The organism is Streptomyces sp. NPDC059248, from assembly GCF_042753905.1.
Taxonomy (GTDB): domain Bacteria; phylum Actinomycetota; class Actinomycetes; order Streptomycetales; family Streptomycetaceae; genus Streptomyces.
Map to the genome: position 1 here is coordinate 1 of NZ_JBHYZV010000119.1, position 16,999 is coordinate 16,999.

The 16,999-nt window shown below is 72.7% G+C and carries 12 protein-coding genes; 6 read left to right on the plus strand and 6 right to left on the minus strand.

Annotation, left to right across the window (positions count from 1 at the left end; translation table 11 throughout):
* Positions 1–345: 345 nt before the first annotated feature.
* Positions 346–933, minus strand: a complete 588-nt coding sequence (locus tag ACFXG1_RS31215; RefSeq protein ID WP_384723844.1) for a MarR family winged helix-turn-helix transcriptional regulator — start codon at positions 931–933, stop codon at positions 346–348.
* Positions 934–1,079: 146 nt separating this feature from the next.
* Here ACFXG1_RS31215 and ACFXG1_RS31220 point away from each other — a divergent pair, with 146 nt between their 5' ends.
* Entirely contained in the window at positions 1,080–2,351 is a 1,272-nt protein-coding gene (locus ACFXG1_RS31220) for an MFS transporter (protein WP_384745563.1), read from the plus strand.
* A gap of 9 nt (positions 2,352–2,360) precedes the next feature.
* On the opposite strand, the gene ACFXG1_RS31225 is transcribed toward ACFXG1_RS31220, so the two are convergent.
* Complete coding sequence (locus ACFXG1_RS31225) at positions 2,361–4,214, minus strand: SpoIIE family protein phosphatase (RefSeq protein WP_384745556.1); 1,854 nt, start codon at positions 4,212–4,214, stop codon at positions 2,361–2,363.
* A 305-nt stretch (positions 4,215–4,519) separates the two neighbouring features.
* Positions 4,520–6,031, minus strand: a complete 1,512-nt coding sequence (locus ACFXG1_RS31230) for an NAD(P)/FAD-dependent oxidoreductase (RefSeq protein ID WP_384710534.1) — start codon at positions 6,029–6,031, stop codon at positions 4,520–4,522.
* A 324-nt stretch (positions 6,032–6,355) separates the two neighbouring features.
* Between ACFXG1_RS31230 and ACFXG1_RS31235 the strand changes: the two genes are divergently transcribed.
* From ACFXG1_RS31235 to ACFXG1_RS31245, 3 genes are all read left to right on the plus strand, one after another.
* Positions 6,356–7,234, plus strand: coding sequence for a TetR/AcrR family transcriptional regulator (locus ACFXG1_RS31235; protein ID WP_384710531.1), 879 nt, complete (start codon positions 6,356–6,358; stop codon positions 7,232–7,234).
* A 383-nt stretch (positions 7,235–7,617) separates the two neighbouring features.
* On the plus strand, positions 7,618–7,743 hold the full coding sequence (locus tag ACFXG1_RS31240) for a hypothetical protein (RefSeq protein WP_384710528.1): 126 nt from the start codon (positions 7,618–7,620) through the stop codon (positions 7,741–7,743).
* 367 nt (positions 7,744–8,110) lie between these two features.
* A complete protein-coding gene (locus tag ACFXG1_RS31245) occupies positions 8,111–10,036 on the plus strand; it encodes a sigma-70 family RNA polymerase sigma factor (protein ID WP_384745558.1) in 1,926 nt (641 codons plus the stop codon).
* Positions 10,037–10,400: 364 nt separating this feature from the next.
* On the opposite strand, the gene ACFXG1_RS31250 is transcribed toward ACFXG1_RS31245, so the two are convergent.
* Both ACFXG1_RS31250 and ACFXG1_RS31255 read right to left on the minus strand, forming a co-directional pair.
* Complete coding sequence (locus ACFXG1_RS31250; protein WP_384710522.1) at positions 10,401–11,078, minus strand: response regulator; 678 nt, start codon at positions 11,076–11,078, stop codon at positions 10,401–10,403.
* On the minus strand, positions 11,075–12,322 hold the full coding sequence (locus ACFXG1_RS31255) for a sensor histidine kinase (RefSeq protein WP_384710519.1): 1,248 nt from the start codon (positions 12,320–12,322) through the stop codon (positions 11,075–11,077). The genes ACFXG1_RS31250 and ACFXG1_RS31255 overlap by 4 nt, the downstream gene beginning before the upstream one ends.
* A gap of 160 nt (positions 12,323–12,482) precedes the next feature.
* On the opposite strand from ACFXG1_RS31255, the gene ACFXG1_RS31260 reads away from it, so the two are divergent.
* On the plus strand, positions 12,483–13,394 hold the full coding sequence (locus tag ACFXG1_RS31260; protein WP_384710516.1) for an ATP-binding cassette domain-containing protein: 912 nt from the start codon (positions 12,483–12,485) through the stop codon (positions 13,392–13,394).
* On the plus strand, positions 13,391–14,272 hold the full coding sequence (locus tag ACFXG1_RS31265) for an ABC transporter permease (RefSeq protein WP_384710513.1): 882 nt from the start codon (positions 13,391–13,393) through the stop codon (positions 14,270–14,272). The genes ACFXG1_RS31260 and ACFXG1_RS31265 overlap by 4 nt, the downstream gene beginning before the upstream one ends.
* A 66-nt stretch (positions 14,273–14,338) precedes the next feature.
* On the opposite strand, the gene ACFXG1_RS31270 is transcribed toward ACFXG1_RS31265, so the two are convergent.
* Complete coding sequence (locus ACFXG1_RS31270) at positions 14,339–16,438, minus strand: asparagine synthase-related protein (RefSeq protein WP_384745561.1); 2,100 nt, start codon at positions 16,436–16,438, stop codon at positions 14,339–14,341.
* Between the last annotated feature and the right edge of the window lie 561 nt (positions 16,439–16,999).

Below are 16,999 nucleotides of genomic sequence, written 5' to 3' on the forward strand. Positions count from 1 at the left end.
TCGGTCTTGCGTTTCCGACTCTATCAGATCCTTTCGGGCCTGATTCCCGGTCGAAACTCGGGTTTTGTCTTTCCGGCCTCTCGGCCGTTCCGACGTTTCAAACTCTAGCGGATTTTCCGGCCGACTCATAATCGAGGCTTTCGCAACGTATTTCGGCACGCCGAAATACATCCCGGTCGGGAGGTCGTACAGAGTTTGGTGCCGCTTTCGCAGCTGAAGTGGCTGCCGCAGAACCGTTCCGGTCCGTGACAACTTGAGGAACCTTACGAGCGGATGAAGGGCGTGTCAACTTCCCTCGACGCCGACGCGCCAAACACTCGGGAACCGGCCGGATCGCGTACCGAATCAGTCCAGATCGGTCAGTCGGCCACCGGCGTCCGGCTGGGTGTGCTCCACCCGGCGCAGTACCCGGATGAGGAGTTCGCCGAGGACGCCGCGCTCCCGCCCCGACAGGTCCTGGAGCAGGTCCTCCTCGAAGGCGCTGGCCATCCGCATGGCCTCCAGCCACTTCGTGCGGCCCTCGTCCGTCAGCTCGACGATGACCCGGACCCGGTTGTTCTCGTCGCGGTCGCGGGTGACGAGGCCCTCGTTCGCCATCCGGTCGATGCGGTGGGTCATGGCGGCCGGGGTGAGGCCGAGGCGCTTCGCCAGCTCGCCGGGGCCCATCCGGTAGGGGCTGCCCGCCAGGACCAGGCTCTTCAGGACCTCCCACTCGGCGTTGCTGATGCCGAGGGCGGCGACCTGGCGGCCGTACGCGACGTTCATCCGGCGGTTCAGCCGGCCGAGGGCCGAGACGACCTGCTCGACCTGGGGATCGAGCTCTCCGTACTCCCGCTGGTAGGCGGCGATCTGCTCGTCGAGGGTCGGCTCCTGGAGCGCTGAGGCGTCGTCCTGGCCGGTCACGGCTTGGCCCTCGGGGGTCGCGGTAGGCATACGCCGCAGTATGGCACGGCTCTCATTCGCCTTGAAGTCCTTCGATCTGTATTGTTAAGCCTCTAACTTTACTGTTAAAGTCTTCAGGCTTCATCCCTTCAGAGCTAACAAGGCAGGTGAGTGTGACCAGGCAGATGGGCGCGGCTATGCGCCGGATCCAGGCGGGTAGCGCGCTGAGCGCGTTCGGACTCGGTTTCACGGTCCCGTTCCTCTATCTCTATGTGGCCTACACCCGAGACCTCGGGACGCTGGTCGGCAGCCTCGTCATCGGTGCCTTTGCCCTGGCCGCACTGATCGCCCTGCCGTTCGTCGGACGGATCATCGACCGCCGCGGGCCGAAGCCCGTGGTCATCGGGGCCTCGGTGGTGGCGTCCCTGGGCGCGCTGGCGTTCGGTATGTCCACGAACACCGTGACGGTGATGCTGTCGGCGGCGCTGCTCGGCGCCGGTACGGCGGTCACCCAGCCCGCCCTCGCGACGATGATCGTCTGGGCGACGGACGCTCCCGGCCGGACCCGGGCCTTCGCGTTCCAGTTCTTTCTGCAGAACGTCGGTCTCGGCATCGGCGGCCTGTTCGGCGGACTGATCGTCGACACGAGCCGGGCGAGCACCTTCACGCTGCTTTTCGGGATCGAGGCCGTGATGTTCCTCGTCCTGGCCGCGATCATCCTCTCGGTACGGCTGACCCGGCCCGCGCCGGCGCTCGGTACGGCCGCCGACGGCGCGAAGCCCGCCGGTTACAAGGTGCTGCTGCGGGACAAGGCGATGGTGAAGCTGCTCGTCCTGGGCTTCATCCTCTTCTTTGCCGTGTACGGACAGTTCGAGTCGGGTCTTTCCGCGTACGGCACGGAGGCCGCCGGGATCAAGCCGTCGATGTTCGGTACGGCACTGGCCGCGAACACCGCCGTCATCGTTGTCGCGCAGTTCGTGATCCTGAAGTACGTGGACCGCTACAAGCGGACCCGGGTGATCGCCGCGGTGGGTCTGATCTGGGCCGTGGGCTGGGCTTTCGCGGGGTTCGCGGGCCTGGGCGCGACGAGCCAGGCGATGGCGACGGCCGCGTTCATCTCGACGTACGCCCTGTTCGGGCTGGGTGAGGCGATGCTGGCGCCGACCGTGGCGCCGCTGGTGGTGGATCTGGCCCCGGCGTCGATGGTCGGCCAGTACAACTCGGCGTTCGCGCTGGTCAAGCAGTTGGCGCTGGCCCTGGGGCCGGCGATCGGCGGGCCGATGGGGGCGGCGCTGCACGCCCCGTACATCGTCACGTTCATCCTGTTCTCGCTGGCGATCACGGTGCTGGCGACGCGGCTGGGCCGGCTGCTCACCCCCGTACAGAATCAGCCGTCGCTGGTGGCGACTCCCTCGCGGGTCGTGGCGCGGTACGAGCCGCCGGTGGAGAAGGTGGGGTCCGCGGCCTGACGGGCGCGGTCAGCCGGGGCGGGGTGCCGGTGCGACGCGCGCCGGGAGGGCGAACTCGCACCAGACCGCCTTGCCGCCGCCCGGGGTGCGGCGGCTGCCCCAGTTGGAGGCGATGGCCGCGATGATCGAGATCCCGCGGCCCGTCTCGTCCTCCGATTCGGCGCGGCGGCGGCGCGGGAGGTGTTCGTCGCCGTCGGTGACCTCGATGATCAGCCGGCGGTCGGTCCGGCGGAGCCGGAGCCGCATGGGCGGGGTGCCGTGCTGGAGGGAGTTGGCGACCAGCTCGCTGGTGGCGAGGACGCCCAGGTCGTGGAGTTCCGGGGAGAAGCGCCAGGAGGCGAGGACCCCGGAGGCGAAGGCGCGGGCGCGCGGGGCGGCCTCGACGCCGCCGAGGAGATCGAGCGCGGCGTTGTGGAACAGCTCGGCGGCGGTGCCGCTGCGGGCGGGGTGCTGGACGACGAGGACGGCGACGTCGTCGTCGTGGTCGGCGGTGATGCCCATGGCGCGCAGCAGCCGGTCGCAGACGACCTGGGGGGTGCCGGTGGCGCCGGACAGGGCGCGTTCCAGGGCGGCGACCCCTTCGTCGATGTCCTCGTCGCGCCGTTCGACGAGGCCGTCCGTATAGAGGACGGCGCCGGAGCCGGGCGGCAGGTCGATCGTGCCGGAGGAGTAGAACCAGCCGCCGGTGCCCAGAGGTGGTCCGGTGGGGTTGTCGGCGCGGTGGACCGTGCCGTCCTCGTGGCGGACGAGGAGGGGGAGGTGGCCCGCGGAGGCGTAGACGAGACGTTCCTCATTGGGGTCGTGGACGGCGTAGACGCAGGTGGCGATCTGGCTGGCGTCGATCTCGGAGGCGAGGCCGTCGAGGAGCTGGAGCACTTCGTGCGGGGGCAGGTCGAGGCGGGCATAGGCCCGGACGGCGGTCCGCAGCTGGCCCATGACGGCGGCCGCTCGCACTCCGCGGCCCATGACGTCGCCGATGACGATGGCGGTCCGGCCGCCGCCGAGGGTGATCACGTCGTACCAGTCGCCGCCGACGGCCGCGTCCTCGCCGCCGGGCTGGTAGGTGGCGGCGACCTTGAGGTCGTCGGGCTGTTCCAGCTCCTGGGGAAGAAGGGACCGCTGGAGGGTGACGGCGGTCTCGCGCTGGCGGCGCTCGCTGGCGCGGAGCCGTTCGGCGGCTTCGGCGTGGTCGGTGACATCGACGGCGTAGACGACAACGCCGCCGGGGCCGGTGGGGGCGGGCTCGTCGCCGGCAGCGGGGTGGTCGGGCTGGTCGACGGGAATGCAGGTGACCGTGTACGAGCCGCCGTCGGGGACCTTGCGGGATTTGACCGTACGCGGCCGTCCGCCGCGCAGGACCTGGTCGATGAGGGGCGGCAGGCCGAGGTCGGTCAGTTCCGGGCAGACGTCGGCGGCGGCTCCGCCGATGGGGCGGGGGCCGAAGGCCGCGGTGTAGGCGTCGTTGACATAGGCGACGCGGTGCTCGGGGCCGTACAGAAGGACGACGAGGCCGGGGAGGCGGCCGATGAGCTCCCGGACGGGGAAGTCCTCCAGGGCGGGGATCCGCCCTGGGGCGGGATCCGCGGCGCGGGCGGCTGGTGTGCCCCCGGTGGCGCGGGCGGCGGGAACGGAGCCCTCGTCGGCGGAGCGCCGGGCGTCGGGGCCGGTCCCGGCCGCCGGATCGGTCGCCGGGTCGGTCGCGTCGGTCCGCTCCGTGGCGTCGGCCGGGTCCGCGGCGTCGGTCGTTCTGGTCTCGCCATGGCGGGGCGGGCGGGGGGAAGGGGAGATTCCGCGGTCGGTCCTGCGCGCCGCGTCGCGGCGCTGCGTACCGGGGAGCCGTGCGCTCCATCGCGTGAAGTTCACTGACTTTCAAGCCTCAAGGATTGTCGCCAAGGGTCACGAGGGTCACTCTGTGCAAATGTGAGCCCACCTATGGTCACACGTCCAGTGTGACCGAACGGACTGACGGCCGGTGTCGGCCGGGTGTCCACGGGGTCGTCGGCCGGTGTCGCGTACGGGACCCGGTGTTTTCCGGGTGCTCTGGTCTTCTTCGGGGGTTCCGGGGTGGTTCGGCGTACGCCCGGCGCGTGCGCCCGGCCCGTACGGGCTGCCGAGCGTCGGACGTCCGTCCCGGGCAGGTGCTCGTACGTACGTTCCCTCTTCCGGTCTCAGGTCGTGCCGGGGGCCTCGGGGTTCTCCGGCTTCTCGGAGCTCTCGCTGCTCGCGGGGTCTTCGGAGGCCGGGGCCGGTGGCGTGCCGGGGTGGCCGGGTCTGCCCTGTGGGGGGCGGGCGGCGTGCTCGAACTCGGCGCGGGGGTGTTCCAGGGATCCGAGGGACACGATCTCCCGTTTGAACAGTCCGGAGAGGGTCCACTCGGCGAGGATGCGGGCCTTGCGGTTGAACGTCGGCATCCGGCTGAGGTGGTAGACGCGGTGCATCAGCCAGGCTGGATATCCCTTGAGCTTGCGGCCGTACACATGGGCGACTCCTTTATGGAGACCCAGGGACGCGACGGAGCCCGCGTTCTTGTGGGCGTACTCCGTGAGCGGGCGGTCGTGGAGGGCGGCGGCGATGTTCCGCGCGAGGACTTCGGCCTGGCGGACGGCGTGCTGGGCGTTGGGGGCGCAGACCGCGCCGGGTTCGTCCGATGTGACATCGGGGACGGCGGCGGCGTCCCCGGCGGCCCAGGCGTTGTCGGTGCCGTCGACGCGCAGTTCGGCGGTGCACCGCAGACGGCCCCGCTCGGTGCGGGGGAGATCGGTGGCGGCGAGCACCGGGGCGGGTTTGACGCCCGCCGTCCAGACGATCGTCCGGGCCGGGAAGCGGCTGCCGTCGCTGAGGACGACCGTCCGGTTCTCGCAGGAGTCGAGGCGGGTTTCGAGGCGTACGTCGATATTGCGGCGGCGCAGCTCGCGGATGGCGTAGCGGCCCATCTCGGCGCCGACCTCCGGGAGGATGCGGTCGCTGGCCTCGACGAGCACCCATTTCAGATCGTCGTGCTTGATGTTGTGGTAGTAGCGGACGGCGTACCGGGCCATGTCCTCCAGTTCGCCGAGCGCCTCGACGCCCGCATAGCCGCCGCCGACGAAGACGAAGGTCAGGGCGGCGGAGCGGATCGCGGGGTCGCGGGTGGAGGAGGCGATGTCCAGCTGTTCGACGACATGGTTGCGGAGGCCGATGGCCTCCTCGACGGTCTTGAAGCCGATGCCGTAGTCGGCGAGGCCGGGGACCGGGAGGGTGCGGGAGATCGAGCCGGGCGCGATCACGAGGTGGTCGTACGGGATCTCCACCGCGCCGGTGCCCTCCTCGGCGGTGGCGAGCGTGTCGACGGACACCGTGCGCTTGGCGTGGGTGACGGCGGTGACCTCGCCGATGAGGATCGAGCACTTGTCGAGGACCCTTCGGAGGGGGACGACGACATGGCGGGGGGAGATGGAGCCGGCGGCGGCTTCGGGGAGGAACGGCTGATACGTCATATAGGGGTCCTGGGAGACCACGAGGATCTCGGTGTCACCGCGGGCCAGCTCGTGTCTGAGCTTCTTCTGGAGGTGCAGCGCCGTATACATCCCGACATAACCGCCACCGGCGACGAGGACGCGTCTGCCGCGCGCCGGGCCGGTGAAGCGGTTCTTCGGCGGGGTGCCGGGGGTCTCGCCCGGGGAGTTCGCAGCCGTCACCATCCCATGAGGCATCGGGTCCCGTCGTTTGTCCACAGGCCCGGCAAATTGTGTGACCGGAGGACGGGGACGGCGAGGCGGCGGCCGGATCTCGGAGGTGGACGAAGGTGCCCAGGTCAGGGGCGGCGGACGGGGTGGTGCGAGGGGGCGCAAACGGGAGCCTTCAGGCCCTTGCTCCGATCGGGGGGCGCTCCGTGCGGAACTACCCTCTTCTGAATTGACCCGGGCTCAACTATGTTCGTACCTCGTCGGGGTACGGGGACGCGGTACTCCGGCTGACCAAGGTGGGGAGGTCTCCGGGGGGAGACACAGACCGGGGGAACACGTATGACCATTCAGGATTCGCACTGGCAGGCCGCCGTCTCACCGACCACTGAGGGGCATGGCGTTCCGGGCGCGCATCTGAGTACGGACGGCAACGGCCGGACGGGACCGGGCGGGGCCGGTCGCTCGGCGCCGCTCCGGGTGGACGCGCAGCGGAATCTCGAGCATGTGCTGAGGGCCGCGCGTGAAGTCTTCGGCGAGCTCGGATACGGGGCGCCGATGGAAGATGTGGCGCGTCGGGCCAGAGTAGGCGTGGGGACGGTGTACCGCCGTTTTCCCAGTAAGGACGTCCTCGTACGGCGAATAGCCGAGGAGGAGACCTCCAGGCTGACCGAGCAGGCACGGACGGCGCTGGGACAGGAGGAGGAGCCGTGGTCGGCCCTCTCCCGGTTCCTGCGGACGTCGGTGGCGTCGGGCGCGGGGCGGCTGCTGCCGCCTCAGGTGCTGAGGGTCCAGGTGGATCCGGCCGACGAGGTGACCGCGGTCGCGGCTGCGGCCGGGGCAGTCGTCGACGGCCGGGAGCAGACCCGGGTGCCTCAGCAGCGCGCGGTCGCCGCGGGTTCGGCGGAGGGCGGCACTTCCGGTGCTGCCGGTCCGGGCGGGACACGGGTCGTGGAGCAGCGTTCTGCGGCTTCCGGCCACGCCTCGGCGGGCTATGCCGGGTACGGAGCTGAGGATCCGGCCACGGTGGATCTGCTGGAGGTCGTGGGGCAGTTGGTCGACCGGGCGCGGGAGGCGGGTGAGCTGCGCGGTGATGTCACCGTCGCGGACGTCCTGCTGGTGATCGCGACGGCGGCGCCCGCACTGCCTGATCCGGCGCAGCAGGCGGCGGCTTCGGCCCGGCTGCTGGACATTCTGCTGGAGGGCCTGCGGCCCCGGTGACGGGCCCGTTCGTCCGTCGGTGACACCGCGGCCCGGGTGACGGGCCGCGGTGTGAGGGCCGCGACAGCGGTTCGGTGTGCCCTGCGGACCCCGTGCGTGCCGGTGGTGGCGGTACGGGGTTCGGCAGTGGTGGAGAGGTGGACGAGTACGGCCACACAGATTAGTTGAGGCATTCACCAAATTCCCGGGGCTAGGGCCTGTCTGACGGATCAGGCTGGGATAGTGAGCGGGGTCTGGTGCCGTGGATCGCAAGGCGGAGGATTGAGCCACTGCGGAGCATTGGTGATTGACGACAACGCGGCGAGGCGCGGTGCCAGGGCACGCGAGCCCCAGCAAGATCCGTCAGACAGGCCCTAGGGCACGGTTTCGACAGGACTCCCCGGATGAGTGGTTGGCTCGGACTGGGGTCCGTAGCCGCCGATGCCGTGTGGCACGCTGGCCCGGTGTTCGGGCTGAGCGTGCTGACGGGAGCGTCCGCGATGAACGAGGGCATCCTCGATGAGCGGTGACGGGCGGGACGAAGCACCCGGTGCCGCGGACGACGCGGAGGGCGGCGGCGTGATGCCCCCGCGGCGGGGACCCGGGCGGTTCCCGGGGCAGGGCGCGGGTCGGGGACCGGGGCATCCGCCGTCAGGACATCTGTCGGGCCAGGTGCCGGGACGGGCGTCCGGTGAGGCTTCGGACGGGGCGTCGGCGCAGGTGCCCGGGCAGGGCCCGGGTCAGGAACAGCTACCGGAACAGCCGGAACAGGAACCGCCCCGGCACGGCTCGGGGCGGCCGGAGCAGGAGCGGCCCGAGGTGCCGGGACAAGGGGGGCCCGGCGGGGTACGGCCCGGGGGCGCCAGGGGCGGACCCTCTGGTGCGCCGGGGCATTCGGTGCCCGCGCAGGGCACCAGTGGTGTCAGGGCCGACGACGCGGAGGACCCGGGCTGGGCGGACACCGTTCCGGGGACACCGGGCGTCGGCGGAGCCACTCGTACGGGTGGTTCCGGAGCGGGCGCGGGTGGTGAGAACCCCGCGGTGCCGCCGCAGCGCGAAGGCGGGGCGCACGGTTCCGTACTGCCGCCGCCCCGGGAGTCTCCGCCGTCCGACGCGGATCTGATCGCGCGGATGCGGGGCGGGGACGACGGGGCGTACGAGGAGCTGTTCCGGCGGCACTCGGAGGCGGTGCGCCGTTACGCCCGCAGCTGCTGCCGCGACTCGCACACCGCGGACGATCTGACGGCGGAGGTGTTCGCCAGGACCCTCCAGGCGGTGCGGTCGGGGGCGGGCCCCGAACACGCCGTACGCGCCTATCTGATGACCACGATCCGGCGGGTGGCCGCGACGTGGACGCAGAGCGCGAAGCGGGAGCAGCTGGTCGAGGACTTCGCGCTGTTCGCCGCGGAGGCCGCGCGGAGCACGGAGACGCCCGCCGCGGGGACGACCGATCTGGGGGCGGACGTCCGGGCCATGCACGAGGCCGAACGGTCCCTCGCCATGCAGGCGTTCCGGTCGCTGCCGGAGCGCTGGCAGGCCGTGCTGTGGCACACCACCGTCGAGGAGGAGTCGCCGAGCGATGTGGCGCCGCTGTTCGGCCTGACCGCGAACGCGACGGCCGTCCTGGCCAGCCGGGCCCGGGAGGGCCTCAAGCAGGCGTATCTCCAGGCGCATGTCAGTACGGCGCTGACCTCCGGCGGGGACTGCGCACAGCATGCCGACCGACTGGGCGCGTACGCCCGCGGCGGGCTGCGGATGCGGGCCGAGCGGGGGTTGCGCAAGCATCTGGAGGAGTGCGCGAAGTGCCGGCTCGCCGTCGGTGAGCTGAAGCACGTCAACGCCGGGATCCCGGCGCTGCTGCCGATCGCGGTCATCGGCTGGTTCGCCGCGGGCTACTCCCTCAAGGCGGCGGGTGTCGTGGCGGGGGGCGCGGTCGGGGCGGCCGGAGCGGGAGCCGCCGCCGCGGCGACCGGGTCGGGCGGAGGGGCCGCGGGAGCTGCCGGGGGCGCGGCGGCCTCGGAGGGGCTCGGCGCCCCCGCCAAGGTGGGGATCGGCGCTGCGCTCGCCGTCGCCGCCGCCGCGGGCCTGGTGTGGGCCTTCTCCGGCGACCCCGAGCCCGCGAAACCCGTGGCCAAGCCGACGGTGGCCCGGTCCGTGACACCCGTACCGCAGGATCCGAAGCCGCCGCGGCCGTCGCCGAAGCCGGTGGCCCCGAAGCCGAAACCGCCCGCGCCGGTGGCCCGCGCCGTACCGAAGCCGCCGCCGGTTGTGCCGCGGCCGCCGAGGGCGACTCCGGCACCCAAGCCGAAGCCGGTGGCCCCGAAGCCGAAACCGACGCCGAAACCGCCGGAGCCGCGGCCCAAGCCCACGCCGAAGCCGCCGGCCGCGCCGCGCGAATACCAGGTCAACCGGCTCGCGTACAGCGTCTTCGGCGACGGCACCGGGCCGGAGGTCCGGGTGGGCGAGAGCAGCTGGCTCTGGCAGCGGTGGGGGCTGCGGATCGGTGGGGAGCGGTACGCCCACGGGGTGACCGTGCGGGCCAGGTCCTCCGTCACGATCGACCTCAACCGGGCGTGTACGGCCTACGAGGCGAAGGCGGGCGTCGACGATCTGACCCTGGGGCAGGGGGCGATGAGGTTCTCCGTGTACGGGGACGGCACGCTCCTGTGGCGTTCCGCCGAGGTGAAGCGGGAGGAGGACGCGGTGTCGGTACGGGTCTCCCTGGCAGGGCGCAAGACGCTGCGGCTGGTGGTGGAGCCGGGCTCGCCACGGGACTCCATGGCGCTGGGCAGCTGGGCCGACGCCAAGGTGTTGTGCGCCTGACCCTTGCGTGCCGCCCCGAGCGCCTCGGCTACTCGTGGCCTGAGCCGGGACCGGACGCGTCCGGCGTCCACAGGTGCTCTTCGGCCCACAAGGCCGGTGGTGGGCTTGTCGCGCAGTTCCCCGCGCCCCTAAAAAACATCTCCGGGTGGCTGAGCGGCGCATGTTCGTATGTGTGAGGAGGGGGGTTTCGGGGTTGCCCCCGCAGCCGTCGGCGGTGTGCAGCGGTGACCGCTGCCAAGGGCCCGAGTTCCGCCGATGGCGAGGAGGCAACCCCGGAGACGCCCGACCAACCCGCGCACAGCAAGGACCCGCAGGGTCCAGAGCAGCGGTCTGCCGACAAGACACCCCGGGGCGTCCGGCGGGATCAGGGCGACGGTGTCACCAGGCCCTTGTCGTAGGCCAGGATCACCAGGTGGATGCGGTCGCGGGCCGGGAGTTTGGTGAGGAGGCGGCTGACGTGGGCCTTCGCCGTGGCCGGGGTGATGAACAGCTCCTTCGCGATCTCCGCGTTAGACAGGCCCCGGCCCACCAGGGTCAGTACCTCCCGTTCCCGGTCCGTGATGCCCTCGACCACGCCCCGGGGCACCGACGGCCCCGGCGCCGCCGGTCTCGCCGCGAACTCCTCGATCAGGCGCCGCGTCACGCTCGGTGCGATCAGGGCCTCGCCCGCCGCGACCACCCGGATCGCGGCCAGGATGTCGTCCATGTCCATGTCCTTGACGAGGAAGCCGCTCGCGCCCGCGCGCAACGCGCCGTACACGTACTCGTCGTCGTCGAAGGTCGTCAGGACCAGGACGTGAGCACCACCGCCGCCCCCGGTGATCAGGCGCGTCGCGTCGATGCCGTTCATGCCCGGCATCCGGATGTCCATGACGACCACGTCGGGGCGGAGTTCCCCGGTGAGCCGGACCGCCTCGTCGCCCGTACCGGCCTCGCCGACGATCCGCAGGTCGGGGTGGTCGGCGGCGAGGACGCGGAGGCCGGCGCGGACCAGGGGCTGGTCGTCGACGAGGAGGATGCGTACGGGATCGGGCGCGGTCATCCGCGTACCACCGGCTCCGCCGGGACCGGCAGCGCCGCCGTCACCCGGAAGCCGCCGCCTTCGCGCGGGCCCGCGGTGAACCGCCCGTGGAGGAGGGCGGCGCGCTCCCGCATCCCGGTGATGCCGTAACCCGTACCCGTACCCGTACCGGTACCCATCGCGCCCCGCCCGTCGTCGGTGATCTCGACGGCGAGTTCGCAGGACCGGTAGTCGATGACGACCCGGCAGGTGTCGGTGCCCGCGTGGCGCACCACGTTGGTGATCCCCTCCTGGATGATGCGGAAGGCGGAGAGTTCGACGTCCGCCGGCAGTTCGCGGCGGTCGCCGCGCCAGTCGACGTCGACGCGGACACCGCCGTCGCGGGTGGCCGCCGCCAGCCGGTCGATGTCGGCGAGTCCGGGCGCGGCGGTCAGCGGTACGCCTTCGGGGTCGGCCTCGCGCAGGGCGCCCAGCATGCGCCGGAGCCCGGCGAGGGTGTCGCGGCTGGTGGTCTCGATGGCGGCGAGCGCGTTACGGGCCTCGGCCGGCTGGGTCTCGATGACGCGGCGGCCCGTACCGGCCTGGATGGCGATGATGCCGATGCTGTGGGCGACCATGTCGTGGAGTTCGCGGGCGATCCGGAGCCGCTCGGCGGTGACGGCCGCGACCGCTTCCTGCGCCCGTACCGTCTCGGTGTGTTCCCGGCGCTGGCCCACCATCCGCCCCGTGGTCCAGGCGAGGGCGAGCAGCAGGCCGAGGAGGAGCAGGTTGGAGACGACGATCTCCGTACCGGTTCCCTGGTGGAGGGCGACGGCGGCGATCTGGACGGCGAAGGCGGCGGCCGCGGCGGTGATCGAGGTGCGGCGGGGCCGGACGGCCGCGATGTAGCCGACGACGACGTCGACCAGCAGCGCCTGGAGATAGCCGAACTCCGATACCGGGCCCGCCGACGGGACGACGACGGGGACGCCGTGTGCCGGGAACACCCCGGTCGGCGTCCTCGTGGTGGCCGTCGCCATCGCCGTGTACGCCCCGGCGAGCATCAGCCCGAGGACGGCCGTCGGGTGTCGCCGCAGCAAGGGCAGGGGCAGCAGGGCGAGCAGGAGGGGCGGCAGCAGCCGCATGCCTGTCAGTTCGCGTTCACCGACCACGACGACGTACAGGAGTACGGGGTACGCCAGGGCGCCCGCCCAGCTCAGGACCGCCCCGGGAGAGGGCAGTGGGCGCGGTGGGCGGCCGGTCCGGGAGGGGGGTGGGGCGCTCATGTCCGGATCATAGGGACGGCCCGGCGGTGGGTCATCGGGCTCCGGGCTTACGCCCGCGGGCTACCGTCGCCGGGCGTACGCCTGCGGGCCAGCGTCGACGCCGCCGGTTGTGGCCCGGGGGCCGATGCCGTACGAGCCCCCGGCGCGGGAGCGTTGCGGCGTGATCGAAGTCAATGAACTCACGAAGCGGTACGGGAAGAAGACCGCCGTCGACGGGCTGAGCTTCACCGTCGGGCCGGGCCGGGTCACCGGTTTCCTCGGCCCCAACGGCGCGGGTAAGTCCACGACCCTGCGGCTGATCCTGGGCCTGAACGCGCCCACCGGCGGGTCCGTGACCGTCGGCGGGCTGCCGTTCCGGGCCAGGCCGCGCGGGCTGCGGTTCGCCGGTGGTCTGCTCGACGCGCACGACGTCCACGGGGGCCGCACCGCGCGGGCCCATCTCGCGGCGCTGGCGTACGGCAACGGGCTGCCGCCGCGCCGGGTCGGGGAGGTGCTGGCGGAGGTGGGGCTCGAACAGGCGGCCCGTCGTCGGGTCGGCGGCTTCTCCCTGGGGATGAAGCAGCGGTTGGGGATCGCGGCGGCGCTGCTCGGCGATCCGCCGGTGCTGCTCTTCGACGAACCGCTGAACGGGCTCGACCCGGACGGGGTGCTGTGGGTGCGGAGCCTGTTCCGGCGGCTCGCGGACGAGGGCCGTACGGTTCTGGTCTCCAGTCATCTGATGCGCGAGATGGAGCAGACGGCCGACGATCTGGTCGTCATCGGCCGGGGTCGGCTGATCGCGGCGGAGGGTCTGGTGGAGTTCGCCGCGCGGGGGCGGCGGCGGAGCGTGCTGGTCCGTACGGACGATGTCACCGCCCTGACGGCCGCCGTCCGTGCCGAGGGCGGGGAGATAGCGCCCCAGGGCGACGGCCGGTGTTCGGTGACCGGTCTCGACGCCCGGCGGATCGCCGAGCTGGCGGCCCGGGGCGGGTTGCTGCTGTCCGAACTCACGACCGCTTCGGCGTCGCTGGAGGAAGCGTTCATGGAGATCACGGCGGAGAGCGTCGAGTACGGGTCGGGGGCCGGGCGATGAGCGTGGCACAGGAGGAAGGGACCGTGCGGGGGTACGTCTCCGGGGTCGGGGGCCGGGTCCGGTTCCGGGATCTGCTGCGCGCCGAGTGGCTCAAGCTGTGGTCGCTGCGGTCGACGTACGCGGTCCTCGGTATCGGGGCGGCCGTCGTCGTGGGGATCAACGTCAACTCGGCCCGGTCGAACGAGGACCGGCTCTCGCGGCCGAGTGCGCCGCCGCCCGGGATGCCGGACCGGCCGGTGGACGAGCAGTTCCTGTTCGATCCGCTGTGGACGGCGTTCACCTCCCCGGCCTGGCAGATCCTGATGGTCCTGGCGGCGGCCCTGGGCGCGATGGCGCTCGCCGGGGAGTACGGGAGCGGGCTGATCCGTACGACCTTCGCGGCGATGCCGGCCCGGCGGTCGGTGGCGGCGGCGAAGACGGTGGTCGTGGTGGCCGTGGCGTTCGTCCTGGGGACGGTGGTCGCGGGGGTGTCGTTCGGGGTGACACAGGCGATCCTGCGCGAGCACCACGGGCTGTCGATCACGGATCCCGGCGCGTTCCGGGCGGTCGCGGCGTCGGCGCTGCTGGCGCCGGTGTGCGCGCTGGTGGGTCTTGCGACGGCCGTGGTGGTCCGGCACGCGGCGGGGAGTGTGGGCGCGGTCGTCGGGGTGCTGGTCCTGGCGCCTGCCCTGTTCAACGGGGAGACGTACCGCTGGGTGAAGGAGATCGGGAACGCGATGCCGGTCAACGCCTGGCAGAAGCTGATCCAGAACCCGGAGCGCCACCACGGCACGCCCAAGTATCCGGTGACGGTGACGGAGGCGTGGGTGACGTTCGGGGCATGGGCCCTGGTGGCGGTGGTGCTGGTGGTCTGGCTTGTGGACCGGCGGGATGTGTAGAGCGCCGGTGGGCGCACCGGTGGGCTGTGTAGAGCGCGCGGGCGCGCCGGACGGCTACGACGGGCGCTACGACCGGAGCGACTGCCTCCGCGGTACTCCCGTCGAGACCGCCCGCGCCCTCGGTGCCGCCGAGCCCGTCCAGCAGGTGCCGCGGCGGGAGAGCAGCCTGCGCAGCCACAGTTCGGTGGAGACCAGGTCGGCCAGCCCGTCCAGCGGCATCGGTTCGCCGTCCGCCGCCGCACGCAGCGCCTTGCGGACGACCCGGGCCTCGATGAGACCCGCGTCGGCGAGCAGGGGGGCGTCGAAGAGGGCGAGGAGGGTGGGGAGGGCGGCGCGCAGGCCCCGGTGCGCGGTGGTGACGGGGAAGGTGAGGGGCGCGGCTCCCCAGCCGGACGGCAGGTCGTGGACGCCGGCGCCCGCGAGGACCGTACGGAGGATGTCGGCGCGGGCCCCGGGCCGTACCCGGAGGGACTCCGGCAGGTCGCGGCAGGCGCGGACGACCTGGTTGTCGAGGAAGGGCGCGTGCACCCGCTGGCTGCGTACCTCCGCGGCCTGTTCGAGGACGCGCTGGTCGAAGGCGTACCGGGCGAGGGCGGCGCGGGCGCGGGCCTCCCCGGGGCGCTGGACGGTGACGGGGCGGGTGGCGATCCCGGTGAGCCGTACGGCAACGTCCGCGAGGGCCTCGCCGGTGAGCCAGCGCGCGGCGGGGCCGGGCCGGGACCAGGTGAGCGCGGCCAGGGACGCGTCGAGGGGGCCGAAGCCGGGGGCGCGTTCGCCGCGGTTGGCGGCGAGCAGGACGTCGGCGGCGGTCTCCAGTCCGGCGCGGTAGGGCGTACGGGCGAGGCGGCGCGCGGCCCGGTAGACGGTGAGGGGGACGAAGAGGGACTGCGGCGACGGGCCTTCGGCGCGGGCGAGCGCCGTCACGGGCCGCAGGAGGTGGCGTCGTCTTCGGTCGATGAGGAGGTCGGCGAGGCGGGCGGGGTGCGCGTCGAGTACCTGGCGGGCGCCCGCGCCGGTGATGTGGTCGGCGCTGCCGGACGCGAGGCGGACGCGGTGGCGTTCGGCGGTGACCAGGCAGGGCGCGGGTTCGTCGGTGAGGGGCCCGTTCTCCAGGTTGGCGTACGGCAGGCCCTCGGGGCCCGCGGCGACGACGACCTGGTGGAGGCGGGGGTCGGCGGCGATGGCGCGGGCGCGTTCGAGTTCGGGTTCGAGGCCGGGTTCGGTGAGGTCGTTGAAGGTGGTGGCGAGGAGGCGTTCACCGGCGGCGGTGGCGCCGTGTCCCGTGATGGTGCCGGGGCGGCCGGGAAGGCCGGCGGCGAGCAGGGCGAGGGTGGCGGAGGCGCTGCCTCCGGAGAGGTCGGCGCCGATGCCGGGGGCGGGCGCGCCGCGCCGGGCACGCCGGTCGGCGGGGCCCATGCCGGGGACGGGCCCGGGGTCGGGGGGCGCGGTCTCGGGGGCGTGGCGGGGGGCGGTGAGCCGGGCCCGTACGGCTTCGACGAGGGCTTCGCGTACGCCGTCGACGGCCTGGTCGGCCGCCATCTGGGGGCCGGAGACTGCGAGGGACGCGACGGGTTCGTAGCCGGTGATCTCGCGGGAGCCCTCGCGCAGGATGAGGGCGTGACCCGGCGGGATGCGTTTGACGCCGTCGTACGGGGTGGCGTCGCGCAGGGCCTCGGGGGTCTCGGGGCAGGCGAGCAGGGCGGCGAGATAGCCGATGTCGAGCTGGGCCTCGATGAGGTCGGCGAGGGGGAGCGCGGCGGTGGCGTACGCGGTGCCGTTGGCCCAGGGGGTGTGGAAGACGGGCCGGGCGCCCGCGAGGTCGCCGACGACGGTGATCCGCCGCCCGGCCCTGACGACGGCGGTGTAGCTGCCGGGCCAGGCGGTGAGATGGCGCAGGGCGCCGCCGCGGGCGGAGAGGAGTCCGGCGCGGAGTTCGGCGTCGGAGGCGGCGCAGCAGCCGAGGACGGCCATCTTGGTGAAGTCGTCGACGGAGACGACGCGTACCTCGTCGGGGCGCCAGTCGCCGACGGCCCACAGGGGGTCGGGGTCGCCCCAGAGCAGTTGGGAGCCGACGGGGTGGACCGTGCGGCCCTCGTCGGCGGCACCGACGGCCCCGGCCGTCCCGAAGTTCGCGGCGATACTGCTCCAGCCCACCAACCACCGCATCGCCGTTTCGCCTCCACAGGCTGTGGACAACCGGGCCGCGGCCCGGGCCGTTCGGGAACATGCTGCCACGTGGAAGACGCGGAGGACCGGCCCCGGGTCGCACACGCAAAAGGCCAAAGCACCCCCGGGCGGCCCGTTTTGGCGGTGTGTCACGGGCCCGGGAAAAAATCACGCCACGCGCAAATAGGGAGGAAACGCATGACAAGGACAGTCGATTTTCGGCCATTCTCATGAAATCGGCGGACCCGGCAACCGGGCACGGAGAGCTTCCGGACCGGTAGGAGCCAGTCCGCTTCCGGGGTCGCCCGTCACGAATTCTGCACCTTCCCGCGCCCCGCGCGCGGCCGTCGCCCGCGCCCGCCGCGCGGGTCCGACCTATCCGTGCCGGGCTCCGGGCCTGGCTCCGGGCCTGCGGTCACGATGCCGGGCGGGTGTTCGGCGGGGTGCCGGTGGGGTTCTCGGGGTTTCTCGGGGGGGGGGGGGGGGCGGTCTCTTATAAACAAAACCCAGCCCACCATACGTTCGTCTATCGCGTTTTGCGGGTTGTGGTTGTAAAATGGG